General features: G+C 56.4%; 20 protein-coding genes and 2 tRNA genes. 21 read left to right on the top strand and 1 reads right to left on the bottom strand.

Annotation, left to right across the window (positions count from 1 at the left end; genetic code table 11):
- Positions 1 to 16 precede the first annotated feature (16 nt).
- The 13 genes from FD02_RS05475 (at position 17) to FD02_RS05415 (ending at position 17,330) form a co-directional block, all read left to right on the top strand.
- Positions 17 to 1,042, top strand: coding sequence for an NAD(P)H-dependent glycerol-3-phosphate dehydrogenase (locus FD02_RS05475; RefSeq protein WP_054722149.1), 1,026 nt, complete (start codon positions 17 to 19; stop codon positions 1,040 to 1,042).
- Between the two features lie 64 nt (positions 1,043 to 1,106).
- Positions 1,107 to 2,051, top strand: a complete 945-nt coding sequence (gene trxB / locus FD02_RS05470) for a thioredoxin-disulfide reductase (RefSeq protein WP_054722151.1) — start codon at positions 1,107 to 1,109, stop codon at positions 2,049 to 2,051.
- Positions 2,052 to 2,139: 88 nt separating this feature from the next.
- A complete protein-coding gene (locus FD02_RS05465; protein ID WP_054722153.1) occupies positions 2,140 to 2,589 on the top strand; it encodes a flavodoxin domain-containing protein in 450 nt (149 codons plus the stop codon).
- 83 nt (positions 2,590 to 2,672) lie between these two features.
- Positions 2,673 to 5,204 (top strand): M1 family metallopeptidase, encoded by a 2,532-nt coding sequence (locus tag FD02_RS05460; RefSeq protein WP_056951054.1) that lies wholly within the window; start codon positions 2,673 to 2,675, stop codon positions 5,202 to 5,204.
- A 344-nt stretch (positions 5,205 to 5,548) separates the two neighbouring features.
- Positions 5,549 to 7,219 (top strand): phospho-sugar mutase, encoded by a 1,671-nt coding sequence (locus tag FD02_RS05455; protein ID WP_420805081.1) that lies wholly within the window; start codon positions 5,549 to 5,551, stop codon positions 7,217 to 7,219.
- A gap of 138 nt (positions 7,220 to 7,357) precedes the next feature.
- Entirely contained in the window at positions 7,358 to 7,990 is a 633-nt protein-coding gene (locus FD02_RS05450) for an HD domain-containing protein (RefSeq protein ID WP_054722155.1), read from the top strand.
- 138 nt (positions 7,991 to 8,128) lie between these two features.
- On the top strand, positions 8,129 to 10,141 hold the full coding sequence (uvrB, locus tag FD02_RS05445; RefSeq protein WP_056951050.1) for an excinuclease ABC subunit UvrB: 2,013 nt from the start codon (positions 8,129 to 8,131) through the stop codon (positions 10,139 to 10,141).
- A 3-nt stretch (positions 10,142 to 10,144) separates the two neighbouring features.
- The gene (gene uvrA, locus FD02_RS05440; protein WP_056951048.1) at positions 10,145 to 13,003 is read left to right on the top strand and encodes an excinuclease ABC subunit UvrA; all 2,859 of its coding nucleotides are present in this window, start codon (positions 10,145 to 10,147) and stop codon (positions 13,001 to 13,003) included.
- A 132-nt stretch (positions 13,004 to 13,135) separates the two neighbouring features.
- The gene (locus FD02_RS05435; RefSeq protein WP_054722157.1) at positions 13,136 to 13,678 is read left to right on the top strand and encodes a DUF308 domain-containing protein; all 543 of its coding nucleotides are present in this window, start codon (positions 13,136 to 13,138) and stop codon (positions 13,676 to 13,678) included.
- Positions 13,679 to 13,891: 213 nt separating this feature from the next.
- Positions 13,892 to 14,776, top strand: a complete 885-nt coding sequence (gene rapZ / locus FD02_RS05430) for an RNase adapter RapZ (RefSeq protein WP_054722159.1) — start codon at positions 13,892 to 13,894, stop codon at positions 14,774 to 14,776.
- Positions 14,773 to 15,804: a gluconeogenesis factor YvcK family protein gene (locus tag FD02_RS05425; protein ID WP_054722161.1), complete on the top strand. Its 1,032-nt coding sequence runs from the start codon at positions 14,773 to 14,775 to the stop codon at positions 15,802 to 15,804. The genes rapZ and FD02_RS05425 overlap by 4 nt, the downstream gene beginning before the upstream one ends.
- A 4-nt stretch (positions 15,805 to 15,808) precedes the next feature.
- The gene (whiA, locus tag FD02_RS05420) at positions 15,809 to 16,768 is read left to right on the top strand and encodes a DNA-binding protein WhiA (protein WP_054722163.1); all 960 of its coding nucleotides are present in this window, start codon (positions 15,809 to 15,811) and stop codon (positions 16,766 to 16,768) included.
- Positions 16,769 to 16,883: 115 nt separating this feature from the next.
- Positions 16,884 to 17,330: a MarR family winged helix-turn-helix transcriptional regulator gene (locus FD02_RS05415; RefSeq protein ID WP_056951046.1), complete on the top strand. Its 447-nt coding sequence runs from the start codon at positions 16,884 to 16,886 to the stop codon at positions 17,328 to 17,330.
- On the opposite strand, the gene FD02_RS11185 is transcribed toward FD02_RS05415, so the two are convergent.
- Positions 17,325 to 17,477: a hypothetical protein gene (locus tag FD02_RS11185; protein ID WP_156408248.1), complete on the bottom strand. Its 153-nt coding sequence runs from the start codon at positions 17,475 to 17,477 to the stop codon at positions 17,325 to 17,327. The genes FD02_RS05415 and FD02_RS11185 overlap by 6 nt on opposite strands.
- Positions 17,478 to 17,512: 35 nt before the next feature.
- Between FD02_RS11185 and FD02_RS05410 the strand changes: the two genes are divergently transcribed.
- The 8 genes from FD02_RS05410 to eno all read left to right on the top strand — a co-directional run bounded on the left by FD02_RS05410 (position 17,513) and on the right by eno (position 24,417).
- A tRNA-Arg gene (locus FD02_RS05410) sits at positions 17,513 to 17,584 on the top strand.
- 193 nt (positions 17,585 to 17,777) lie between these two features.
- Complete coding sequence (gene clpP, locus FD02_RS05405; RefSeq protein WP_056951044.1) at positions 17,778 to 18,368, top strand: ATP-dependent Clp endopeptidase proteolytic subunit ClpP; 591 nt, start codon at positions 17,778 to 17,780, stop codon at positions 18,366 to 18,368.
- Between the two features lie 57 nt (positions 18,369 to 18,425).
- Positions 18,426 to 18,512 (top strand) — tRNA-Ser (locus tag FD02_RS05400).
- Positions 18,513 to 18,859: 347 nt separating this feature from the next.
- Positions 18,860 to 19,897 (top strand): sugar-binding transcriptional regulator, encoded by a 1,038-nt coding sequence (locus FD02_RS05395; protein WP_054722168.1) that lies wholly within the window; start codon positions 18,860 to 18,862, stop codon positions 19,895 to 19,897.
- A gap of 37 nt (positions 19,898 to 19,934) precedes the next feature.
- Positions 19,935 to 20,954: a type I glyceraldehyde-3-phosphate dehydrogenase gene (gene gap, locus FD02_RS05390; protein WP_054722171.1), complete on the top strand. Its 1,020-nt coding sequence runs from the start codon at positions 19,935 to 19,937 to the stop codon at positions 20,952 to 20,954.
- Between the two features lie 141 nt (positions 20,955 to 21,095).
- On the top strand, positions 21,096 to 22,286 hold the full coding sequence (locus FD02_RS05385) for a phosphoglycerate kinase (protein ID WP_056951042.1): 1,191 nt from the start codon (positions 21,096 to 21,098) through the stop codon (positions 22,284 to 22,286).
- A gap of 23 nt (positions 22,287 to 22,309) precedes the next feature.
- On the top strand, positions 22,310 to 23,065 hold the full coding sequence (tpiA, locus tag FD02_RS05380; RefSeq protein WP_054722173.1) for a triose-phosphate isomerase: 756 nt from the start codon (positions 22,310 to 22,312) through the stop codon (positions 23,063 to 23,065).
- Between the two features lie 47 nt (positions 23,066 to 23,112).
- Positions 23,113 to 24,417, top strand: coding sequence for a phosphopyruvate hydratase (eno, locus tag FD02_RS05375; protein ID WP_054722175.1), 1,305 nt, complete (start codon positions 23,113 to 23,115; stop codon positions 24,415 to 24,417).
- The last annotated feature ends 32 nt before the right edge of the window (positions 24,418 to 24,449 follow it).

The following is a 24,449-nucleotide window of genomic DNA, read 5'->3' as shown; positions in this document are numbered from 1 at the left end:
CCTGAGGAGGAAGACTTTGACGAAAACAATTGCGGTGTTAGGCGCTGGCTCATGGGGCACGGTGTTAGCCAACTTGCTGGTTGAAAATGGCCACACGGTGCGGCTGTGGACGCATAATCCTGAACAAATTCCGGAAATCAACGACCATCACACCAACCAACACTATTTGCCAGACTTCACCTTGCACAGCGAGTTGCAGGCGACTACCGACCTCGAGGCGGCGATTGCGGACACCGATGTCATTTTATTCGTGGTGCCGACCAATGCGATTCGCCCCGTGGCTGAACAAGTTGCGCCGATACTTGCGGCGAGCGGCACGCGGCCAATCATCGCGCATGCGGCCAAGGGGTTGGAGCGCGGTAGCCGCTTGCGCGTGTCTGAGGTGCTCGCCTCAGTACTTGCACCGGCGCTACATTCCGGCATCGTCGTGATTTCTGGTCCAAGTCACGCCGAAGATGTCGCGACCAAGGACATCACCACGCTGACCGCCGCGTCGACCAGCTTGGCGGCGGCTAAAGCGATTCAACACATCTTCATGAACGATTACTTCCGCCTGTACACCAACACCGATGTCGTCGGCGTTGAACTCGGCGCCGCGTTGAAAAACGTGATTGCCATCGGTGCCGGCGCGTTGCATGGCCTGGGCTACGGCGACAACACGAAGGCCGCTTTGATGACGCGGGGACTCGCTGAAATCACGCGGTTAGGGGTGATTCTCGGCGCCGAGCCGATGACGTTTATCGGCTTGTCCGGTGTCGGAGACCTCATCGTCACGTGTACCTCGGTGCATAGCCGCAACTGGCGGGCCGGCAATGCTTTAGGCCAAGGCCAACCAGTGGCTGACGTGCTTGCCAACATGGGCATGGTGGTCGAAGGCTATTCGACGGCCAAGGTGGTTCACGAATTGGCTGAGGAACTCGAAGTCGATATGCCAATTTCAGAAGCTATTTATCAGGTCCTGTACGAACAAGCCCCGATTAAAGACGTGATCGGCGAGTTGATGACTCGCGCGGGTAAGCCTGAATTTGATTTTCGCGGGTAGGGTTGCAACCAGCGGCCAAGACGCCTATACTTACATTTAGTAACAGATAAGGAGTGTGTTGCCCATGGCAAAAGAATATGATGTCATCGTGATCGGGGCCGGCCCTGGCGGGATGACCGCAGCGCTGTATGCCAGCCGGTCGAACCTGTCCGTGTTGATGCTGGACCGCGGGATCTATGGCGGCCAAATGAACAACACCGCGGCCATTGAGAACTACCCTGGCTTTAAGTCGATCATGGGACCCGAATTAGGGCAGCAAATGTACGACGGCGCCACCCAATTCGGTGCCGAGTACGCCTATGCCAACGTGACCGGCATTCGCCTGGACGGCACAAAGCGCATCGTCGACACTGACGAAGGCACATATACGGCGAAGGCCGTCATTGTGGCTACCGGTGCGGATCACCGCAAGCTCGGTATCCCGGGCGAGGAAGAATATGGCGGTCGCGGCGTGTCCTACTGCGCAGTGTGCGACGGCGCCTTTTTCAAGAACCGTGAAGTCGTCGTCGTGGGTGGCGGTGACTCTGCCATCGAGGAAGGCATCTACCTGGCCAACCTCGCTAGCAAGGTGACGATCGTTCACCGCCGCGATCAATTGCGCGCGCAAAAGATTTTGCAGGACCGCGCATTCGCTAACGACAAGATCGAGTTCGTCTGGAACGCACAAACCGAAGAAATTGTCGGTGACGATATGAAGGTCACGGGCGTGGTGTACAAGGACAAGATTTCCGGCGAAACTCACACGTTGCCAGCCAGTGGCGTGTTCATCTACGTCGGCATTACCCCACTGACCGAAAGTTTCCACGATGTTGGGATTCTCGACGATGGTGGTTGGATTCCAACCGATGAGACGATGGCCACCAAGGTCCCTGGCATCTTTGCCATCGGCGACGTCCGCGCCAAGAAGCTACGCCAAATCACCACGGCAGTTGGCGAAGGCGGGCAAGCCGGCCAAAGCGTCTTTGATTATATCCAAAGCCTTCCGGTGCAAAAGCCAGTAGAAGCTTAATCCCAAAACCCGGGCCGATTCGGTCCGGGTTTTACTTGTCCTCGCCTCGGTTCAGCGGTTAAATAGAGGGGAAACGGGGAGGCACATCATGACGAAGATCAAGATCGTTTATGCGAGTTTAACCGGGACCAATCAGCATGTCGCCAATTACTTGAAAGAAAAACTTTCGGCGGTAGGCGCGTCGGTCACGGCCAGTGAGATGAGTCAAACCGCGGCGGCCAGCTTAGCAGACGTCGATATTGCCATTGTGACGTCGTATACCAATGACAACGAATTGCCGGAAGAGGCCTTGGCATTTTATGAAGAACTCCAGGATCTCGAGTTGCCGCGGTTGCGGTTTGCGGTATGTGGCACTGGCGACACGGCATACCCACAGTTTTGTACGGCAGTCGACTTATTCGAATCCGCTTTTCTGGGCACGGGGGCATTGCCGGCGGCGCGTAGCGTGAAGCTTGACGCGACGGCGGGAAAGGTGGACTTGGCCGTCCTCGACCCGCTGATTGCCCGGTTAACGATTGTGATCACCACGCCACGGTAGCGCAGCTGCCGTGGTTTTTTCTATCGCGTTTTGGGGCGAGATGAGCGTATAATGAAAGCATTCTAATTATTTTGGAGGCAATCATGGCGACTATTTCCCATTTTTACGAAGCGTTCCAGCCGGCCCATTACGACTTGTTCCTCGATATCGACCGCGGGGCCAAGACCATCACTGGCCGCACAACGATCACCGGGCACGCGAGTCAGGCGACCATCGACATTCACCGCAAGTTTTTGACCATCAATGCGGTGACGGTGGCCGACCAGGCCGTGCCGTTTACGCTGGATGATGCCCGCGAGGCGCTGACGGTGACGCTGCCAAGCGCCGGAGACGTCACCTTGACCATTACCTACACGGCGCCACTTACCGATACGATGATGGGGATTTACCCATCGTATTACACGGTGAATGGCGAGCAAAAGCAGCTCATCGGCACCCAATTTGAAACCACTGCCGCGCGCCAGGCCTTTCCCGGCGTCGACGAGCCCGAGGCCAAGGCAACCTTTGATCTGGCCATCAAGTTCGACGAGCATCCCGGCGAAACCATCATCGCCAACATGCCAGAAATTCGTAACGACAACGGCGTGCATCACTTTGCCACAACCAAGCGCATGTCCACCTACCTGGTGGCCTTTGCCTTTGGCGAGATGCAAAAGAAGCTGACGCACACCAAGAGCGGTGTGGAAATCGGCGTGTTTGCCACCAAGGCTCACCAAGCCAACGAGCTCGATTTTGCCTTGGACATCGCCAAGCGCGCCATCGAGTTCTACGAGGACTTCTACAACACCCCGTATCCATTGCCACATTCTTACCAGTTGGCGTTGCCTGACTTTTCTGCCGGGGCGATGGAAAACTGGGGGTTGGTGACTTACCGCGAGGCCTACCTGACGCTTGACCCGGCCAACACCGCCTTAGACATGAAGATGCAGGTGGCCACGGTGATTACCCACGAGCTGGCCCACCAGTGGTTCGGCGATCTCGTCACCATGAAGTGGTGGGACGATTTGTGGCTCAACGAAAGTTTTGCCAACATGATGGAATATGTGGCCGTCGACGCCTTGCAGCCGGACTGGCACATCTGGGAATTGTTCCAAGAAAGCGAAGCCCCAGCCGCCTTGCAGCGTGACGCCACCGATGGCGTGCAGTCCGTGCACGTTGCCGTGGAAAATCCGGCGGAAATCGATTCGATTTTCGACAGTGCCATCGTTTACGCCAAAGGGGCCCGGATGTTGGTGATGGTCCGCGCCTTGATCGGCGACGATGCGTTGCGGCAGGGCCTGCAACAGTACTTTGCCGCGCATCAATACGGCAACGCCACTGGGGCAGACTTGTGGGCCGCTTTGGGGGCCGCGTCCGGTTTGGATGTCGGCGCCATCATGCAATCCTGGCTCGAACAACCTGGCTATCCGGTGGTGACGTTGGCGGTGCAGGCTGGCCAGCTGACCATCAGCCAGCGTCAATTCTTCATCGGCGATGGTCAAGACCAAGACCGGCTGTGGCAGATTCCGTTGAATGCTAACTTTGCGGCAGCCCCACAGATTTTCAATACGCGAAGCGCAACATTGGGCGATTATCAGGCCTTGCGCGCGGCGGCAGGGGAGCCGCTACGACTGAACGTCGGCAACGACTCGCACTTTATCGTGCAATATGACGACACCTTGTTGGCAGAGATCATGGCGCAAGCCGATGCCTTGGATCCGATTAGCCAACGGCAATTGCTGCAGGATGCGCGGCTATTGGCCGAAAGTGGCCGGCAATCCTATGCGGCCATCGTGCCATTGTTGGGTCGCTTTGCCAGCAGCACGGCCGAAGTGGTGGGCGATGAGTTATACACCGCTGCGGCTGCCTTACGCAAGTTCGTAACGCCGGGCTCGCCTGAAGAAGCGGCACTGAAGGCCTTCACCGGCCGTCTCAGCGCGCCTCAGTTGGCTCGGTTAGGCTGGACCGCTAAGGCCGGCGAACCTGCAGACGATGAATTAATGCGGCCGACGATTATCGGTGCGGCTATGTACGCCGAGGATGCCGACGCCATTGCCGCTGCGCACGACTTATTCACCGCGAATGCCAATCAACTCGCTAGCCTGCCAGCGGCGATTCGCCCAGATGTGTTGCGCAACGAGGTGCGGCACTATGGCAGCGCCGCGTTAAGTGCACAACTTTTGCAGGATTACCAAACGACGGCTGACGCCAGCTACAAAAATGCGTTGCGCTATGCCGTGACTGGTACCCGTGACGCCAACTTTTTGCAGCAATTGGTCGGAGAGTTCCAGCACGCCGCTGTGATCAAGCCGCAGGATCTGCGCGCCTGGTTCCGTGGCGTCTTGGCCAATCCGGCCGGCGAGCAGCTGGCGTGGGATTGGTTCCGCACCAACTGGGATTGGCTCGAAGAGAAACTCGGTGGCGACATGGAATTCACCACCTACATCACCGTGATTGCGGGTGTCTTCCGTACCCCCGCGCGCTTGGCTGAGTTCAAAGCCTTCTTCGCGCCGAAGCAAGACGTGCCGGGCCTCGGTCGCGAAATTGCGATGGACACTAAGGTCATCGCCAGTCGCGTCGCGTTGATTGCCGATTCGGCAGCCGATGTGAATGCCGCCATTGCTCAGGCAAAATAGTCGGTCGTATCATTGAACCGTCGACTCACTGTGAGTTGGCGGTTTTTTCGTGGGCGCGACTTATCATTGGCAAAAATCTAGGACTTGTGGCATAACGGAGGTGCCGGGGTGGGGACTTGCCGAAGTTTGCGCAGATTTGCGCGGCGGGCCTTAGCTTTTTGCTTCAGGCCGCACCAGGTCACCGCGTCAGCATGCGCAAATTGCGCGGCAAGCACTCGGCAGCTTCGCGCATTCTATTGTACAATGGAGCAGACAAACCGCGCATTGCGCGAGATGGGAGCAGGGACATGACATTTCAGGAAAACTTTGCCGCCTGGCTAGCCGAACCGAGCCTGCCGACTGCAATGAAGTATGAACTCGCCGATATGGCCACAGATCAAGCGACGATGGAGGAAGCCTTTGCGGCGCCGATGAGTTTCGGCACCGCCGGCATGCGCGGCGTGCTGGGAGCGGGGATAGGCCGGATGAACGTATTCACCGTGCGCCAAGCCACCGAGGGGCTGGCGCGGTACATCGATACGCTAAGCGTCGAGGCTAAGCACGCCGGTGTCGCGATCAGCTATGACTCGCGGTACATGAGCCAAGAATTCGCCTATGAATCTGCCGCGGTGCTTGGGGCGCATGATATTCGCAGCTTCGTCTTCGACAGCTTGCGCCCGACGCCGGAGTTGTCTTTTGCCGTGCGGCACTTGCACGCGACGGCTGGGATCATGATCACGGCGAGTCACAATCCGAAGCAATATAATGGTTACAAGATTTATGGCCCGGATGGCGGACAAATGCCGCCGGAAGCCTCGGACATGATCACCAAGTTTGTGCGCTCGGTGGCTGACATTTTCCACATCAAGACGCTGACTACCCGGCAGTTGCGCGATCGCGAGCTGATGGCAATCATCGGCGAAGACGTCGACGAGGCCTATTACGCGCAGGTGGCAACGGTCACCATCGACCCGCAGCTCGTGCATAACTTTGGCAAAGACATGCGGCTGATTTACACACCGCTGCACGGTACCGGGCGCATTCCGGCGCAAATGGTGTTGCGCAACGCCGGATTTGAGAAATTTCAGCTCGTGCCCGAGCAAGGCATCGCCGATCCCGAATTTCCTACGGTGCCGTTTCCCAATCCCGAATTTCCGCAGGCCTTCGACATGGCCATCGCGCTGGGCAAGGAAGCCCACGCCGATGTGCTGATTGCCACCGACCCCGATGCCGACCGGCTCGGCACCGCCGTGTGGACCGGCTCCGAGTACCAGTTGCTGACCGGCAACCAAATCGCGTCGCTACTGTTGCACTACATTTTAGAGGCGCGCAAACAAGCCGGCACGCTGCCTGCCAACGGGGCGGTGGTGAAGTCCATCGTGTCCACCGAGTTGGCCACGGCAATCGCTGAGGATTATGGCGTCGCCATGATCAACGTCGAAACCGGCTTCAAGTTCATCGGCGATCAGATCAAGCACTACGAGGAAACCGGTGAGCACGAGTTCTTGTTTGGGTTTGAGGAAAGCTATGGCTACCTCATTAAACCGTTCGTGCGCGACAAGGATGCGATTCAGTCCACCGTGTTGCTGGCCGAAGTTGCCGCCTACTACAAGTCCCAAAACATGACGTTATGGGACGGCATTCAGGCGCTGTACGCCAAGTATGGCTATTATGCCGAAAAAACCATCGGCGTCGATTTTCCTGGCGTCGACGGGCCAAAGGAAATGGCGGCATTGATGACCAAGTTTCGCGCTGAGGCGCCAACCGGCTTCATGGGTGTGACCATCGCCGAGACGCAAGACTACAAGACGCAGTTACGCATCAAGGCGGATGGCACCAGCGAGCCCATCGACATGCCGGTGTCTGACGTGTTGAAGTACGTTTTGACCGATGGCACCTGGATCGCGATTCGGCCTTCCGGCACCGAGCCCAAGGTGAAGTTTTACGTGGGCACCAGCGCCGACACCGATGCGGCGGCCCAAGATAAGCTAGCCGGGTTTGAAGCCGCGTTAGATGCGTTTCGTCAAGAAGCATAAGGAAGACTGGCAGAGGTTGCACATGGCCTCTGCCAGTCTTTTTTGTGCTCGCTTCTCATTTCTCCCTCATGAAGCCTTGCGTGGCTTCGGGCGGCGTGCTAACATTGTGACAATTTTAGGCAGGGAGGCCAATCATTCATGGGCATGCACCAATTTATTGAGGGACTGAGCAACTTAGAGACACTGCGGCGCGCACCAGGATTCTTCAAGTACGCCGAGCATACGGTGGCAGCCCATAGCTTCAAGGTGGCAGAGATTGCGCAAATGTTAGGGGACATCGAGGAACACGCCGGCAACGAGGTTGATTGGCAGCGGCTGTACGAAAAGGCGCTGAACCACGACTACACCGAGCGCTTCATCGGCGACATCAAGACGCCGGTGAAATACGCGACGCCGGCGTTGCGCTCAATGTTAGCCGACGTGGAAGAGTCGATGACGGAGAACTTCATCCAAAACGAAATTCCCGAAGAGTACCAGGCGATTTATCGCCGGCGCCTGTCGGAAGGTAAGGACGATACGTTGGAAGGCGAGATTCTCAGCGTCGCCGACAAAGTGGACTTGCTGTACGAATCCTTCGGCGAAATCGAAAAGGGCAATCCGGAGCGCGTCTTCGTGGATATCTACACGGAAAGCCTGAGCGTGATCATGTCCTTTGAATCGCGGCCGTGCGTGCGCTATTTTCTCGATGAGATTTTGCCGGATATGTTGAACGAAGAATTTGCCGATCGCGACATGTTGACCAAGCTCACCCGCAGCATCATGAAGGCTTGAACGCACAGGTGCGAAAGTTTGTTCGCCGTGATATAATAAGTAACGTAATCAAAAGTTGGACCGCTGGGCCAACTTTTTTTCAGCGCAAAATTCGGGACGCCAGCGCCACCGAAGGACGCAGAGATTGGAGGAACGCGCATGATCGAACGCATGCCAGACCGGCCGTTTGACCTGGTTTCGCCGTACCAACCGGCGGGCGATCAGCCTCAGGCCATCGACAAGTTGACCAAGGGCTTCTTGGCCGGGAAAAAAGAACAGATCTTGCTCGGGGCAACTGGGACCGGGAAGACCTTTACAATGAGTAACGTCATTAAAAACGTCGGCAAGCCGACCTTAATTCTCTCCCACAACAAGACGCTAGCCGGCCAGTTGTATGGTGAGTTCAAGGAGTTCTTCCCGCACAACGCCGTGGAATACTTCGTGTCTTATTACGATTATTATCAGCCCGAGGCCTATGTCCCGAGTAGCGATACTTACATCGAAAAGGACTCGGCGATCAACGACGAAATCGATAAGCTGCGGCACAGTGCGACCAGCGCATTGCTGGAACGCAACGACGTGATTGTCGTCGCTTCCGTGTCCTCTATTTTCGGCTTAGGCTCGCCAACGGAGTATCGGGACCACACGCTGTCGCTGCGCCAAGGCATGGAAATTGACCGCAACACCTTGTTGCGCCAGCTGGTCGACATTCAATTCGACCGCAACGACATCGACTTTCAGCGCGGGCGCTTTCGGGTGCGCGGCGACGTCGTGGAAATTTTCCCGGCATCGCGCGATGACCACGCGATTCGCGTCGAGTTTTTCGGCGACGAAATCGATCGCATCACCGAAGTCGACGCCTTAACCGGCGAGGTCGTCGGGACGCGCCAACACGTGTCGATTTTCCCGGCCACCCACTTCATGACCAACGATGACGCGATGGAACGCGGGATTGAAGGCATCAGTGAGGAGCTGGACGAGCGGCTCAAGGAGCTGCGCGGCGAAGGCAAGTTGTTGGAGGCTCAGCGCCTCGAGCAGCGTACGACCTACGACATCGAGATGTTGCGGGAAATGGGCTACACCAACGGGATTGAAAACTATTCCCGCCACATGGACGGCCGCAAACCCGGCGAGCCACCGTTTACTCTGCTGGACTTCTTCCCGAAGGACTTCATGATCATGGTCGACGAAAGCCACGTCACTATGCCGCAGGTGCGGGGGATGTATAACGGTGACCGCGCGCGGAAGCAGACGCTGGTCGATTACGGGTTCCGGTTGCCGAGCGCCTTGGACAACCGCCCGCTGATGCTGCATGAATTCGAGCAGCACGTCAACCAGATTCTTTATGTTTCTGCCACCCCGGGGCCGTATGAACTGGATCGCGTACCGAAGGAAGACGTCGCCGAGCAAATCATTCGGCCGACTGGCTTGCTGGACCCAGAAATCGAGGTGCGCCCGATCATGGGCCAAATCGATGACCTGGTCAGCGAGATCAACCTGCGCGTTGAGAAGCACGAGCGCGTCTTCATCACCACCTTGACCAAGAAAATGGCCGAGGACCTCACCGACTACCTCAAAGACGAAGGCATCAAGGTCAAGTATCTGCACAGCGACATCAAAACCTTGGAGCGCACCGAGATTATTCGCGACTTGCGGCTTGGCAAATTCGACGTGCTTGTCGGCATTAACTTGCTGCGGGAAGGCATCGATGTCCCCGAGGTGTCCCTGATTGCGATTCTCGATGCGGACAAGGAAGGCTTCCTGCGCGCCACGCGGAGTTTGATTCAAACCATCGGCCGGGCCAGCCGAAACGAGCACGGTAAGGTCATCATGTACGCCGACCACATTACCGACTCGATGCACGAGGCGATCAGCGAAACCCAGCGCCGGCGCGACATCCAAATGGCGTTTAACAAAAAGCACCACATTACCCCGAAGACAATCATCAAACCGGTGCGCGACGCGATTTCGATGCTCGACACTACCGACGCCGACAATCCCGACGCCAAGCGCAGTTTTGCCGAAGTCGATCTGCACGATATGACCAAGGCGGAGCGCAAGCAGTTAATCGAGAACCTTGAGGGCCAAATGCAAGCCGCGGCCAAGAAGCTCGACTTCGAGCAAGCCGCCACCTTGCGCGACACCATTCTAGAACTACAAGCGGAGAGTTAATGCATGGCAAATGATAAAATTGTGATTCACGGCGCTCGCGCCCATAACTTAAAAAACGTCGACGTCTCCATTCCACGCAACAAGCTGGTGGTGATGACCGGGCTGTCTGGCTCCGGCAAGTCCAGCCTGGCCTTTGACACGCTGTACGCCGAAGGGCAGCGGCGCTATGTCGAAAGTCTGTCCGCCTATGCGCGTCAGTTTTTGGGCCAAATGGACAAGCCCGACGTCGACAGCATCGACGGGTTGTCGCCGGCGATTTCAATCGATCAAAAAACGACGTCGAAGAACCCGCGGAGTACCGTGGGCACGGTGACGGAAATCAACGACTACTTGCGCCTGTTGTGGGCGCGGATCGGCCATCCGATTTGTCCCAACGACGGCACGCCAATCGTCAGCCAAAGTGTTGAGCAAATGGTCGACCGGGTCCAGCAGTTGCCCGACCAAACCCGGCTGCAGATTCTCAGCCCAATTGTGCGCCACAAGAAGGGCAGTCACAAAAAGGTCCTCGAGAAAATCGTGCGGGAAGGCTACGTCCGCATGCGCGTCGACGGCGAAGTGATGGATGCCTCTGCCGACGTGGAGCTGGACAAGAATAAGTTCCACGACATCGACATCGTGATTGACCGCATCGTGGTGAAACCTGAAGTCCGCTCGCGGCTGTTCGACTCTTTTGAAGCCGCCTTGCGGTTGTCCGAAGGCTACGCCACGGCCGACGTGATCGGCGGCGAGCCGCTGATTTTCTCCGAGCATTTTGCCTGCCCGATTTGCGGCTTCACCATTGGCGTCCTCGAGCCGCGGCTGTTTTCCTTCAACGCGCCGTTTGGGGCTTGCCCCGAATGCGACGGCTTAGGCGTGAAGCTCACCGTCGACGTCGACTTGGTCGTGCCGGATCGGAGCAAAACGCTGGCCGAAGGAGCCTTGGCGCCATGGGCCAGCGCCACGTCGAAGTATTACCCGTCGATGCTGGCGCAGTTTTGTGCGGCGTTCAAGATTCCGATGGATAAGCCCTTCAACAAGTTGACCCAGCGCCAGCAGGACCTGGTGTTAAACGGCAGCGACGGTAAGACCTTCCATTTTCGCAGCGAAGGTGAATTTGGCCCGCATAAGGATGTTGAGGCTCCGTTTGAAGGCGTGGTCAACAACGTTTGGCGCCGCTACAACGCCAACAACAATTTTGCCTTCGGGTCTGATTCGATGCGCCAGTACATGACCGAGCTGACCTGCCCGGTGTGCCACGGCAAGCGGCTGAATCGTCAGGCCTTGGCCGTCAAGGTGGCAGGTCAAGATATCGCCGAAGCCACTGACTTGTCCATCAAGCACGCCTTGCCATTTTTCCAAGGCGTGACGATGAGCGAAAGCGAGCAGGTGATTGCCAAGCCGATCCTCAAGGAAGTCGTCGACCGGTTGACCTTCCTGGAAAACGTCGGCCTCGATTACCTCACTCTGAGTCGCAGCGCCGGCACCTTATCCGGCGGCGAGGCGCAGCGAATTCGCCTAGCGACGCAAATTGGCTCGAACCTCAGTGGGGTCTTGTACATTCTGGACGAGCCGTCGATTGGCCTGCACCAACGCGACAACGATCGCTTGATCACCTCGCTGAAAAAAATGCGCGACCTGGGCAACACCTTGGTTGTCGTCGAGCACGATGAGGACACGATGCTGGCCAGCGATTACATCGTCGACGTCGGTCCCGGCGCCGGCGACCTCGGCGGCGAAATCATGGCAGCCGGCACGCCCAAGCAGGTGATGCGCTCGCACAAGTCGCTTACCGGCCAATATTTAGCCGGCAAGAAGTTTATCCCCGTGCCGACCGAACGACGCAAGGGAAATGGCAAGCGCATCGAGATTCAAGGCGCCGCCGAAAATAATTTGAAAAAAATTACCGTCGATTTTCCGTTGGGGAAGTTTATCGCCGTGACCGGCGTGTCCGGTTCCGGGAAGTCGACGCTGGTCAATTCGATTTTAAAGCGCGCGCTGGCGCAAAAGCTTTACCATAATTCCACCAAGCCCGGCAAGTACACAAAGATTCTCGGCTGGGAAAATATCGAAAAGCTCATCGATATTGACCAAAGTCCAATCGGGCGCACACCGCGCAGTAACCCGGCGACTTACACCGGCGTTTTCAACGACATTCGCGCGCTGTTTGCCCAGACGCAAGAAGCCAAGCTGCGCGGGTATTCGCAAGGCCGCTTCTCGTTTAACGTCAAGGGCGGACGCTGCGAAAACTGCAAAGGCGACGGCATCATCAAGATCGAGATGAACTTTTTGCCGGATGTCTACGTCCCGTGTGAGGTTTGCCATGGCACGCGCTACAACTCCGAAACGCTGGAAGTGACGTACAAGGGCAAGAACATCGCCGAAGTGCTCGACATGACCGTGCAAGAAGCCGTGAAGTTCTTCGCCCCAATTCCTAAGATTGCCCGCAAGCTGCAAACCATCGTCGACGTCGGCCTCGGCTATGTCACCATGGGCCAAAGCGCCACCACGCTAAGCGGTGGCGAGGCGCAGCGCATGAAGCTGGCCAGCGAGTTGCAGAAGATTTCCACTGGGAAGAACTTCTACATCCTTGACGAGCCGACCACCGGCTTGCACACCGATGACATTCGCCGACTGCTCGGCGTCTTGCAGCGGCTGGTTGATGACGGCAACACCGTCTTGGTCATCGAGCACAACCTCGACGTGATTAAAACCGCCGACTGGGTGATCGACCTTGGGCCAGAAGGCGGCGATGCCGGTGGGACCGTCATCACTACCGGGACGCCGGAACAAGTCGCCAAGGTGCCAGAAAGCTACACCGGCCAATACCTCGCGCCAATCATGGCCCGGGATAAGGCCCGCGCGGCTGCCCAGGCACAAAGCTAGGCTCAATTGCCACCACGCGGTGAACGTGGTGGCAATTTTTTTGGCGAAGAACCAACGTTTTCCGCCTCAGCCTTGAGTCGTCGCCGGCAACCGGTTATGATGAAGCTAATCGAGAAGAAAAGAGGAACCATCATGAATCGTTCTGAACGCTTTGGCTTTGACTGGGGAGAATTCATGACCGGCGTCGCCTTGTTGGTGGCGGCGTTGATCATGTATCGCAACCCGGGGGCCACGATGCTGACGTTAAGTTTTATCTTTGCCATCATCGCCATCATTCGCGGCATCGCGGCCATCAGCACCTTCACCAAGCTGCGCCGGTTTTCCGGTTGGTCGAGTTGGGTCACTTTAATCGTCGGCATTTTTGACATCGCCATCGGGGTCTTCTTCCTCGTCGACCTGCCAAGCGGAGCGATGACCTTGGCCTACCTATTCGCGCTGTGGTTCCTGATTGACACGCTGACCAGCCTGATTACCATCAGCCACCTGCGCGCCGCGGGGTGGGGCTGGTTTATCCTCAGCTTGTTGCTCAACCTGGTCACCCTGGCCGCAGCCTTTCTGTTCATCATGCAACCGGTGGTTTCGGCGGTCGGCTTGGTAACGTTGCTGGCGTTGTTCTTTACCATTTTTGGGGTCAACAGCATTGTGTTGGCCATCGCGCGGTATTTCGTGCGGTGATACGCGGGAAAATCGATTGGCTTAAGCGGCTCTGGCCGCTTTTTTCGTGCAATTTAGTGGCGGTGACACGCCCGGTGTGTTACGCTAGTTGAGGATTATTTTGCCGGGTGGGTGGCGTTTCTTACCCGTCCCGGCTCACCACTTAATCGTGTTCGCCGGGGCAAGAAGCTTTGCCTAGGACCACCCCGGCTCGCAACTTATAGGAGGATCACCATGGCTGAACAATTGGATCTGGTCATCATTACGGGGATGTCTGGCGCGGGGAAAACCGTCGCCATGCAATCATTCGAGGATCTGGGCTATTTTTGCGTGGATAACATGCCACCCGCGTTGTTACCGAAGTTTTGGCAGTTGATTCGGGACACCGGCAGCATTACCAAGATTGCGCTGGTGATCGACCTGCGCAGCCAGGCGTTTTACGATCAAATCAATGAAATGCTGGCGGGGTTAGAGAATACCGCGTTTGTCACCAGCCGGATATTGTTCCTCGACGCCACGGATGACGCCTTGGTCTCCCGCTATAAGGAAACGCGCCGCGCGCACCCGTTGGCTCCGGAAGGCCGCTTGATGGATGGCATTCAAAAAGAGCGCGCCTTGCTGCAGGAATTGCGCAACCGGGCGCAGGTGGTCATCAACACCACCGACTTGTCGCCGCGTCAGCTGCGCGAGAAGCTTTTCCACACCTTTAAGTCCAGCGACCACCCGACCTTTCACGTTGAGGTGATGAGCTTCGGCTTCAAGTACGGCGTGCCGATTGACGCGGACATCGTGATGGATGTGCGCTTTTTGCCGAACCCGTATTACGTCGCCGCGTACAAGCCGCTGACCGGGTTGGACCAAGCGGTGTATGACTACGTGATGGATAACCCACAGGCCAGCAGTTTCTACGATAAATTCTATGGCTTGCTGGCGGAAATCATGCCGCAGTATCAACAAGAAGGTAAGGCCAGCGTCACCGTGGCCATTGGCTGCACCGGCGGCCAGCACCGCAGCGTGGCATTTGCCGAGCGGCTTGGCAAGGCCTTGGCGCAGGATTTTCCCGTGGACATCACGCACCGCGACATTAACAAGCGGAAAGCGACGGTGAACCGCTCATGACGCTTGCAGCCAAAACCATTCGGGTCATCAAGGGGCGCCGGCCAAAAGTCGTCGTCATTGGCGGCGGCACCGGCTTACCCGTCATCGTTAAGTCGTTGCACGATCAAAACGCCGACGTTACCGCGGTGGTCACCGTGGCCGATGACGGCGGGTCCAGCGGGGTCATCCGCGATTATATCAACGTCGTGCCGCCTGGCGATATTCGCAACGTCTTGGTGGCATTAAGCAACGCCGAGCCAATCAGCCTCGACGTGTTTCAGTATCGCTTCGATTCCTCCGATAGTTTCTTTGCCGGCCACGCGATTGGCAACTTAATTATCGCTGCGTTGTCGGAAATGAAAGGCGGCATTTTTCCGGCGATTCAAGAACTCAGCAGTTTGTTGAACGTGGACGGGCACGTGTATCCCGCCAGCAACACGCCGCTGACCTTGCACGCGGAATTTGCAGACGGCACCACGCAAGCCGGTGAGGCGGAAATTTCCGCCGCCGGCAAACAAATCAAGCGGGTGTATGTGACCGAAACGAATCCGGCCGCGACGCAGCCACCGGCCGCGATGGCCGAGGTCATTGCTGCCATTATGGCTGCCGATGTCGTCGTGCTCGGGCCCGGGAGTCTGTTCACCAGCATTTTGCCGAACCTCATGATCGGCAACCTCGGCGAAGCCGTCCGCAAAACCCAGGCGGAAATTGTTTATGTCGTCAATATCATGACGCAAAAAGGCGAGACGGAAGGCTTCACCGACGCGCAACACGTGCAGGTGTTGCACGATCACCTCGGCGAGCCGTTTGTCGACACGGTGTTAGTCAACATTGCGCCGGTGCCGGAGCATTACCTGAACGCCAACAAGTACAACGAGATTCTGCTGCCGGTGCAACACGACTACGCGGCGTTGCGGGCCATGGGTTGTCGGGTGATTTCCGCCGATTTTCTGCGGCTGCGGGATCAAGGCGTCTTTCACGACGGCGATAAAGTCGCCACTGAAGTGCTCAACCGAGCGTTTCAGGTCCACACCAAAAGAGAGCGGTGAGCAAATGGCGAGTTTTGCCAGTTTAGTCAAAAAGGAATTAACCCAACTTGAGGTCCACCCGGAACATGCCCGGGCCGAGTTGTCGGCGCTGATTCGCATGAACGGGAGCCTGTCCATTCAAAATCACCAGTTTATCCTCAACGTCACCACGGAAAATCCGGCGATCGCGCGACGCATTTACGCGCTGATTAAGCAGGTGTACGGCTTGGAAGCCGCCTTGATCGTGCGGCGCAAGATGAAGCTGAAGAAGAACAATCAATATGTCGTGCGGTTGAACCACGACGTCAACCGCGTGTTGGTCGACCTCGATATTCTCGACGAGACGCACATGACGCTGACGACTGCCGTCAGCGCCAGTATTCGCCACGAACCGCAGCGGATGCGCTCGTACCTGCGCGGCGCATTTTTGGCTGGCGGGTCGGTGAACAATCCGGAGACCTCGCGCTACCACCTCGAGATTTATTCCCTGTACCGCGACCACAACCAAGACGTGTTGAAAATGATGAACGCCTTTCACCTGAACGCTCGCACCGTCGAGCGCCGTAGCGGCTACATCGTTTACCTGAAGGAGGCCGAGAAAATCGCCGACTTCCTGCAGGTCGTCGGCGCCACCAACGCGATGTTGAAGTTTGAAGACGTCCGCATCGTGCGCGACATGCGCAACTCGGTGAACCGGTTGGTCAACTGCGAAACGGCCAACATGAATAAAACCGTCGACGCCGCCCAACGTCAAATCGAAAACATTAATTACCTCAAGGACCACATCGGTTTTGAGAATTTGCCGAGCAAGTTGCGCGAAGTCGCGGAGTTGCGCCTCGAGCATCCCGACGTGTCACTGAAGGAACTGGGCGACATGGTGCCAAGCGGGGCGATTTCCAAGTCCGGCATCAACCACCGCCTGCGCAAGATCAACCAGATCGCAGAAGGTGCGCAGTCCGGGGCCGGCATCGGCGCGGAAGCCTAAATCATCAGCATTGGTACCGGTCACAATTTTTCGGGAAAACGGTGCGGCTTGCTTTTCACGCTCGAGTAAATCGTGTACAATGTGAGTAGCTTGATTCGGTAAAGGGGAGATTGACATGGTAAAAGCGATTCGCTTAGATGAACAGCTCTGTTTCACGATTTATAAGGCGCAGAAGCAGTACAACCATTTTTACGCGCAGGCGCTGGCCGATTTTAAGTTGACTTACCCGCAGTACATCACGCTTTTGTCCTTGTATGAACACGGCACAATGTCGGTGAAGGAGGTCGGGGAAACCTTGGACCTGGATTCCGGCACGTTGACGCCGTTGATGAAGCGCATGGAGCGTGAAGGCTGGATTACCCGGACGCGTTCGACGGAAGACGAGCGCCGCGTGGACATTAGCCTGACCAAAAAAGCCGTGGATTCTCGCGACGCGATTTTTGAACACGTCGGCGAGTGCACGCGCCTGATGGACATTCCGCAATCGGAATACGACGCCATTCGTAAGCAGGTCGACTTTGTGGACCAGCAGCTGCGCGCGATTCCGGCGGACCAGCTATAAGGCCATGGCAGAAAAACCCGAGCCGCCGCGTCCGAAGTGGATGGACACTTCCGGCAGCAAGACGTTGGATTGGTTGATCAACATGTTAAGCGGCAAGGCGTTTACGCCACCGAAGCCGCCGCGTGACCCGCGAAAATAGACTTGCATTCAACCGCACATTCACGTATCATAATTGAGTACTTGCGCGGTTAGTGTAATGGATCGCACGTGAGATTCCGGTTCTCGAAATCCGGGTTCGACTCCCGGGCTGCGCAGAACAGTTTGATTTGCGCCTCAGCTGAGGCGCTTTTTTTGTCCGGTCGGCGCGACGGATGGTCCCAGCGCGGTGGCTATGCTATGCTAAGGGCGCAAGTGAGAAAAGGTTTGACCTTTCCTGACTTTAAGAGTAATCTTAGCACTGTACTTTTAAGAGTGCTAATGCACAGATCATGTTTAGGAGGGTTTGAAATGTTAGTCCCTACAGTTATTGAACAAACGAGCCGTGGCGAGCGTGCCTACGACATCTACTCCCGGCTGCTGAAGGATCGGATTATCATGTTGTCCGGCGAAATCAACGACCAAGTGGCCAACTCCCTGATTGCGCAGCTCCTGTTCTTGGATGCGCAAGACTCCGAGAAGGATATTTATCTCTACATCAACAGCCCCGGTGGTGTGATCACCAGCGGCATGGCGATTCTCGACACGATGAACCTGATTAAGGCTGACGTCCAAACCATCGCCATCGGCATGGCCGCCTCGATGGCCTCCGTTTTGCTGGCCGGTGGGGCCAAGGGCAAGCGCTTTGCGTTGCCGCACTCCGAAGTGCTGATTCACCAGCCACTCGGCGGCGCCCAAGGGCAACAAACCGAAATCGAAATTGCCGCGGAACAGATTCTGAAGTCCCGTCAACTCCTCACCAAGTTGCTGGCGCAATACACCGGTAAGTCCGAGGAGCAGATTCTCAAGGACACTGAGCGTGATCATTACCTGACTGCGCAAGAAGCCAAGGATTACGGCTTGATCGATGATATTCTCGAAAAAAAGGCCGACCAGAAGTAAGCTGACTGCTGACGGGCACCGCGAAAGCGGCGCCCGTTTTTGGTATAATCAAGGCAGGGAGAGTTGGCAGAGCGGCTGAATGCACCGGTCTTGAAAACCGGCAGTGGGGCAACTCACTCAAGGGTTCGAATCCCTTACTCTCCGGCCTGGCCGTGGCAATCCTTGCCGCGGCTTTTTTCGTGAGAAAATCGTGAGAGCCTGCCCGAACATTGGGCAAATTGCCAAAAGCCTTGCAAAACCTGTAAGCGGCGCCATTCCGAATAAATTGCGAAGCCGCGGACGAGACGTTCCAGCTTTGCGTGACTAGACGAAAACCGGCGGGGGAAAGTTCGTTTTTCTTGCGCCAATACCCGACCAATGCTAAACTAAGGACTGTTGGTAAGGAGCACAGGGTGACATCTCGTTGAACTGGATTCCTAATTTTTTTGGCACCGATGGGTCGTTTAACGACACAGTAGGTCGCCAGACGACCCACACGAAGGATAGCGACCATGCAATCTGACTTTTCCTGGATCGAGGCCATTGCGCCAGACGTCGTGGATGTCATTACCCGGCGCTACCAAGTGCTACAATTTATCAACTGGCTCGCCCCGGTCGGCCGCCGCACCTTGGCCGACCAAATGAAGATTTCTGAGCGCGCGTTGCGTACGGAAACCGATTTTCTGCGCAAGCAGGGGTTGCTCGGCAGTTCCAAGTCGGGCATGGTGCTCACCAGCAAGGGGTTGGACGTGTTCCACGGTCTCGATACGCTGATGAATCAGCTGCTCGGCTTCAAGGACGACGAGAAGCGGCTAGCGGCGTTACTCGGCATCGATCATTGCCTGATTGTCAACGGTGACGCGGATCAAAGTTCGCGGGTACTGGACGAAATGGGCAAGGTCTTGGACCAGACGCTGCAAGCCGTCTTGCCGGCCGGCCGCCTCACCATCGCGGTGATGGGCGGCACAACGATGGCCCGCATGGCCGCACAGTTGAGTTACAAGCTGAGTTCCGGCCGAGAGTTGACCTTCGTGCCAGCGCGAGGCGGGGTCGGCGAACGAATCGCGATTCAGGCCAATTCTGTGGCCGCGGCGATGGCCGAAGCGACGGATAGCGCACATCGCGTGTTGTATGTTCCAGAAAACGTCAGCGCGCAAACTTATCAACCATTATTAAAGGAACCCGCGGTCCAAGAGGTCCTGCAAATGATTGACAATGCCCAAGTCGTGATTCATAGTATAGGTGATGCGTTGGTCATGGCCAAGCGCCGATCGATGTCACCCGCAACCGTTCATCAGCTGGTTGAACACCAAGCAGTTTCTGAAACTTTTGGCACGTTTTTCAACCAGGCCGGTGAGGTCATTTACAAGATCCCAAGAATCGGCTTACAGATTCCGGACCTTGATCATATCCCGTATGTCTTCGCTGTCGCCGGCGGTCAAAGTAAGGCCGCCGCGATTCGGGCATACATGCACAACGCGCCGCATCACACTTGGCTCATTACCGATGCCGGCGCTGCAAACTCGATTTTAACTGGGGCAACCCGTTAGAATAAAACTCTTATTTCCTAAAGGAGGAAATTTTAGCATGACTGTTAAAATTGGTATCAATGGTTTTGGTCGTATCGGCCGTTTGGCTTTCCGTCGGATTCTTGAATTAGGCGAAAAGAGCAACGATATCGAAGTTGTTGCCATCAACGACTTGACCAGCCCAGCAATGTTGGCTCACCTGCTGAAGTACGATTCCACTCACGGCACTTTGAAGGCTGAAGTTAGTGCAACGGACAACGGCATCGTGGTTAACGGCAAGGAATACCACGTTTATGCTGAACCACAAGCCCAAAACCTGCCATGGGTTAAGAACGACGGCGTTGATTACGTCCTCGAATGCACGGGCTTCTACACTTCCGCTGAAAAGTCCCAGGCTCACTTGGACGCTGGCGCAAAGCGTGTTCTGATCTCCGCACCAGCCGGCAAGATCCGCACGATCGTTTACAACGTTAACGACAAGACCATGACGAAGGACGACAAGATCGTTTCCGCCGGTTCCTGCACGACGAACTGCTTGGCCCCAATGGCATACTTCCTGAACCAGGAATTCGGCATCGAAGTTGGTACCATGACGACTGTTCATGCTTACACTTCCACTCAGATGTTGCTTGACGGTCCAGTTCGCGGTGGCAACCTGCGCGCTGCTCGTTCCGCTGCGGTTAACACGATTCCTCACAGCACTGGTGCTGCTAAGGCGATCGGTATCGTTATCCCAGAACTGAACGGCAAGCTGCAGGGCCACGCACAGCGTGTCTCCGTCGTTGACGGCTCCCTGACTGAATTGGTTTCCATCCTGAAGACCAAGGTTACGGCTGACCAAGTTAACGCCGCGATGAAGAAGCATGAAAACGAATCCTTCGCCTACACTGAAGACGAAGTCGTTTCTTCCGATATCATCGGCACGACTGCTGGTTCCGTCTTCGATCCTTCCCAGACCGAAGTAACGACTGCCGGTGACTACCAACTGGTTAAGACGGTTGCTTGGTACGATAACGAATATGGCTTTACTTGCCAGATGATCCGTACCCTGCTTGCCTTCGCCAAGCTGGAAGCTTAATTTCACCATTTAAGCTGAACACACGCGGGTCGTGATAGTTAATGAACACTGACTCGCAACGAGGCGGAGGGAGAGTACTCCCTTCGCCTTTTTTCTAGGACTGCGGTCCACTTACTGATACCTTTTAGGAGGGTTTTATTCATGGCAAAATTGATTGTTTCTGACTTGGATGTCAAAGACAAAAAGGTTTTGGTCCGCGTTGACTTCAACGTGCCGATCAAAGACGGCGTCATCGGCGATGACAACCGGATCGTGGCGGCACTGCCAACCATCCAATACATCATCGACCACGACGGCAAGGCAATCTTGTTCTCTCACCTTGGCAGGGTGAAGACCGAAGACGACAAGGCTAAGCTGTCCCTGCGTCCCGTTGCAGAGCGCTTGTCCGAATTGCTGAAGAAGCCGGTGACCTTTGTGCCGGCAACGCGCGGCAAGGAACTCGAAGACGCAATTGCCAAGATGAACGACGGCGACGTGTTGGTCGTTGAAAACACGCGGTTTGAAGACCTCGACGGCAAGAAGGAATCCGGCAACGACCCAGAATTGGGCAAGTACTGGGCTAGCCTTGGCGACGTCTTCGTCAACGACGCCTTCGGGACTGCGCACCGGTCCCATGCGTCCAACGTCGGCATTTCGCAAAACATGCCACAAGCAGCTGCTGGCTTCTTGATGGAAAAGGAAATCAAGTTCTTGGGCGATGCCGTTGAGCATCCGAAGCACCCATTCGTTGCCATTCTTGGTGGCGCCAAGGTGTCCGACAAGATCGGCGTGATTTCCAACTTGATCAACAAGGCCGACAAGATCATCGTCGGCGGCGGCATGACCTACACGTTTTACGCAGCCAAGGGCCTGTCGATTGGCAAGTCCCTGGTTGAAACCGATAAGATCGACCTGGCCAAGCAAATCATGGCCGAAGCCGGCGACAAATTGATTTTGCCAGTCGACAACGTGGTGGCCACTGAATTTTCTAACGACGCCCCGCACAAGGTCGTTGAAGGCGACATTCCTGATGGCTACATGGCCTTGGATATCGGCCCGAAGAGTGTGGCTTTGTTCAAGGATGCCTTGAAGGATGCCAAGACGGTGGTTTGGAACGGGCCAATGGGCGTGTTCGAAATGAGCAACTACGCCAAGGGCACCTTGGAAATCGGCACCGCGCTCGGCGATTTGACCGACGCGACGACGATCATCGGCGGCGGCGACTCCACGGCTGCGGCTAAGCAGCTGGGGATTGCCCCGAAGATCACCCACATTTCCACTGGCGGTGGCGCGAGCCTCGAATACCTCGAAGGTAAGGAACTGCCAGGCATCGCTGCGATCACCAACAAGTAAGCAGCCCCAGAAAGGACATCAATATGCGTACACCTATCATTGCTGGGAACTGGAAGATGAACAAGAATCCTCAAGAAACCCAGGAATTCCTCGCCGGCGTCAAGGGCAAGCTGCCTAGTGCCGACCAGGTTGAAACTGTGATTGCCGCGCCGGCCATCGACTTGAACGCCTTGACTTGGTTTGCCAAGGACGAGCCGTTGAAGACTGCCGCGGAAAACTGCTACTTCGAAGACGAAGGCGCCTTTACCGGCGAAACGTCTCCGAAGGCGCTGAGCGAAATGGGCATTGACTACGTGGTCATCGGCCATTCCGAGCGCCGGCAGTACTTCGGCGAAACCGACGAAGACGTGAACAAGAAGGCCAAGGCGATTTTCCGCAACAACATGTTGCCGATCATCTGCTGTGGCGAAACGCTGGCGCAGCGCGAAGCTGGCCAGACGATGGACTGGGTCGCAGGCCAAGTCAAGAACGCCTTGGCGGACTTGTCGGCTGAGCAAGTGGCTTCCTTGGTCATCGCCTACGAACCAATCTGGGCAATCGGCACCGGCAAAACGGCGACGAGCGACCAGGCGCAAGAAGTTTGCGCCCACATCCGCCAGACGGTGGCGGCCTTGTACGACCAGACGGTGGCCGACAAGGTGCGCATCCAATATGGTGGTTCCGTGAAGCCGGCCAACGTCAAGGACCTGATGAGCAAGCCTGATATCGATGGCGGCTTGGTTGGCGGCGCCTCGATGGACCCGGAGAGCTTCCTCGCCCTGGCGCACTTCCAGGACTAGTTGTACACTGTTTATAACCTGCCATTAGGCAAAAAAGGAGAAAACACATGTCTATCATTACCGATGTTTTAGCACGCGAAGTGTTGGATTCTCGCGGCAACCCAACTGTTGAAGTTGAACTGTACACGGAAGAAGGCGGCTTCGGCCGTGCCCTCGTGCCATCAGGTGCCTCTACTGGTGAACACGAAGCCGTTGAATTGCGTGACGGCGACAAGTCCCGCTTCGGTGGCAAAGGCGTGTTGAAGGCTGTTGACCATGTCAACAACGAAATCGCCAAGGCTGTCATCGGCTTGGACGCAACGGACCAGCGCCTGATCGACCAAACCATGATTGACCTCGACGGCACGCCGAACAAGGGCAAGCTGGGCGCCAACGCCATCCTCGGGGTTTCCCTGGCGGCCGCTCGCGCTGCGGCTGACGAAATCGGCCTGCCATTGTATCAATACCTTGGCGGCCCGAATGGTCATGTGCTCCCAACGCCGATGATGAACGTCATCAACGGTGGCGCGCACTCCACGAACACCATCGACTTCCAGGAATTCATGATCATGCCTGTCGGTGCCAAGTCCGTGCGTGAAGCCATCCGCATGGGTTCCGAAACCTTCCACGCCTTGCAGGCGCTGTTGAAGGAAAAGGGCGACATCACTTCCGTCGGCGACGAAGGCGGTTTTGCCCCGAACCTGAAGGATAACGAAGAAGCCTTCGAAATCCTGGTTGAAGCCATCACCAAGGCCGGCTACAAGCCGGGCGAAGATGTTGCCTTGGCCTTCGACGTGGCCAGCTCCGAATTGTGGGACGGCGACAAGAACGGCTACGTGCTGCGTTGGAGCAACCCAGACAAGGTTTACACGACTGACGAATTCATCGACTTGATCGCCAGCTTCGTTGCCAAGTACCCAATCGTTTCCATCGAAGACCCAATCGATGAAAACAACTGGGAAGACTGGCAGAAGATCACCGCTAAGTTGGGCGACAAGGTTCAACTCGTCGGCGACGATCTGTTTGTCACCAACACCGATTACCTGAAGAAGGGGATCGACATGGGCGTGGCCAACTCCATCCTGATCAAGCTCAACCAAATCGGGACCTTGACAGAAACCTTCGAAGCCATCGAAATGGCTAAGGAAGCCGGCTACACCGCCGTTGTTTCCCACCGTTCCGGTGAAACTGAAGACACGACGATTGCTGACCTGGTGGTTGCCACCAACGCCGGCCAGATCAAGACGGGCTCCATGAGCCGGACTGATCGCATCGCCAAGTACAACCAGTTGATGCGTATCGAAGACGAACTCGGTGCCTCCGCATCGTACAAGGGCCGCAAGTCCTTCTACAACGTGAAAGCCATCGACTAGTCCAACTGAAAAGCCTTTCTGCCGCTACGGCA

The sequence above is a fragment of the Lacticaseibacillus nasuensis JCM 17158 genome (genome assembly GCF_001434705.1).
GTDB classification, from domain to species: Bacteria; Bacillota; Bacilli; order Lactobacillales; family Lactobacillaceae; genus Lacticaseibacillus; species Lacticaseibacillus nasuensis.
This window is presented reverse-complemented; position numbering and strand designations above follow the sequence as displayed.

What these genes read in the sequence shown, in the direction of transcription:
- trxB (WP_054722151.1), top strand. Translation starts at nt 1,107, where the DNA reads ATGGCAAAAGAATATGATGTCATCGTGATCGGGGCCGGCCCTGGCGGG.
- FD02_RS05465 (WP_054722153.1), top strand. Translation starts at nt 2,140, where the DNA reads ATGACGAAGATCAAGATCGTTTATGCGAGTTTAACCGGGACCAATCAG.
- FD02_RS05460 (WP_056951054.1), top strand. Translation starts at nt 2,673, where the DNA reads ATGGCGACTATTTCCCATTTTTACGAAGCGTTCCAGCCGGCCCATTAC.
- FD02_RS05455 (WP_420805081.1), top strand. Translation starts at nt 5,549, where the DNA reads ATGAAGTATGAACTCGCCGATATGGCCACAGATCAAGCGACGATGGAG.
- FD02_RS05450 (WP_054722155.1), top strand. Translation starts at nt 7,358, where the DNA reads ATGGGCATGCACCAATTTATTGAGGGACTGAGCAACTTAGAGACACTG.
- uvrB (WP_056951050.1), top strand. Translation starts at nt 8,129, where the DNA reads ATGATCGAACGCATGCCAGACCGGCCGTTTGACCTGGTTTCGCCGTAC.
- uvrA (WP_056951048.1), top strand. Translation starts at nt 10,145, where the DNA reads ATGGCAAATGATAAAATTGTGATTCACGGCGCTCGCGCCCATAACTTA.
- FD02_RS05435 (WP_054722157.1), top strand. Translation starts at nt 13,136, where the DNA reads ATGAATCGTTCTGAACGCTTTGGCTTTGACTGGGGAGAATTCATGACC.
- rapZ (WP_054722159.1), top strand. Translation starts at nt 13,892, where the DNA reads ATGGCTGAACAATTGGATCTGGTCATCATTACGGGGATGTCTGGCGCG.
- FD02_RS05425 (WP_054722161.1), top strand. Translation starts at nt 14,773, where the DNA reads ATGACGCTTGCAGCCAAAACCATTCGGGTCATCAAGGGGCGCCGGCCA.
- whiA (WP_054722163.1), top strand. Translation starts at nt 15,809, where the DNA reads ATGGCGAGTTTTGCCAGTTTAGTCAAAAAGGAATTAACCCAACTTGAG.
- FD02_RS05415 (WP_056951046.1), top strand. Translation starts at nt 16,884, where the DNA reads ATGGTAAAAGCGATTCGCTTAGATGAACAGCTCTGTTTCACGATTTAT.
- FD02_RS11185 (WP_156408248.1), bottom strand. Translation starts at nt 17,477, where the DNA reads ATGCAAGTCTATTTTCGCGGGTCACGCGGCGGCTTCGGTGGCGTAAAC.
- clpP (WP_056951044.1), top strand. Translation starts at nt 17,778, where the DNA reads ATGTTAGTCCCTACAGTTATTGAACAAACGAGCCGTGGCGAGCGTGCC.
- FD02_RS05395 (WP_054722168.1), top strand. Translation starts at nt 18,860, where the DNA reads ATGCAATCTGACTTTTCCTGGATCGAGGCCATTGCGCCAGACGTCGTG.
- gap (WP_054722171.1), top strand. Translation starts at nt 19,935, where the DNA reads ATGACTGTTAAAATTGGTATCAATGGTTTTGGTCGTATCGGCCGTTTG.
- FD02_RS05385 (WP_056951042.1), top strand. Translation starts at nt 21,096, where the DNA reads ATGGCAAAATTGATTGTTTCTGACTTGGATGTCAAAGACAAAAAGGTT.
- tpiA (WP_054722173.1), top strand. Translation starts at nt 22,310, where the DNA reads ATGCGTACACCTATCATTGCTGGGAACTGGAAGATGAACAAGAATCCT.
- eno (WP_054722175.1), top strand. Translation starts at nt 23,113, where the DNA reads ATGTCTATCATTACCGATGTTTTAGCACGCGAAGTGTTGGATTCTCGC.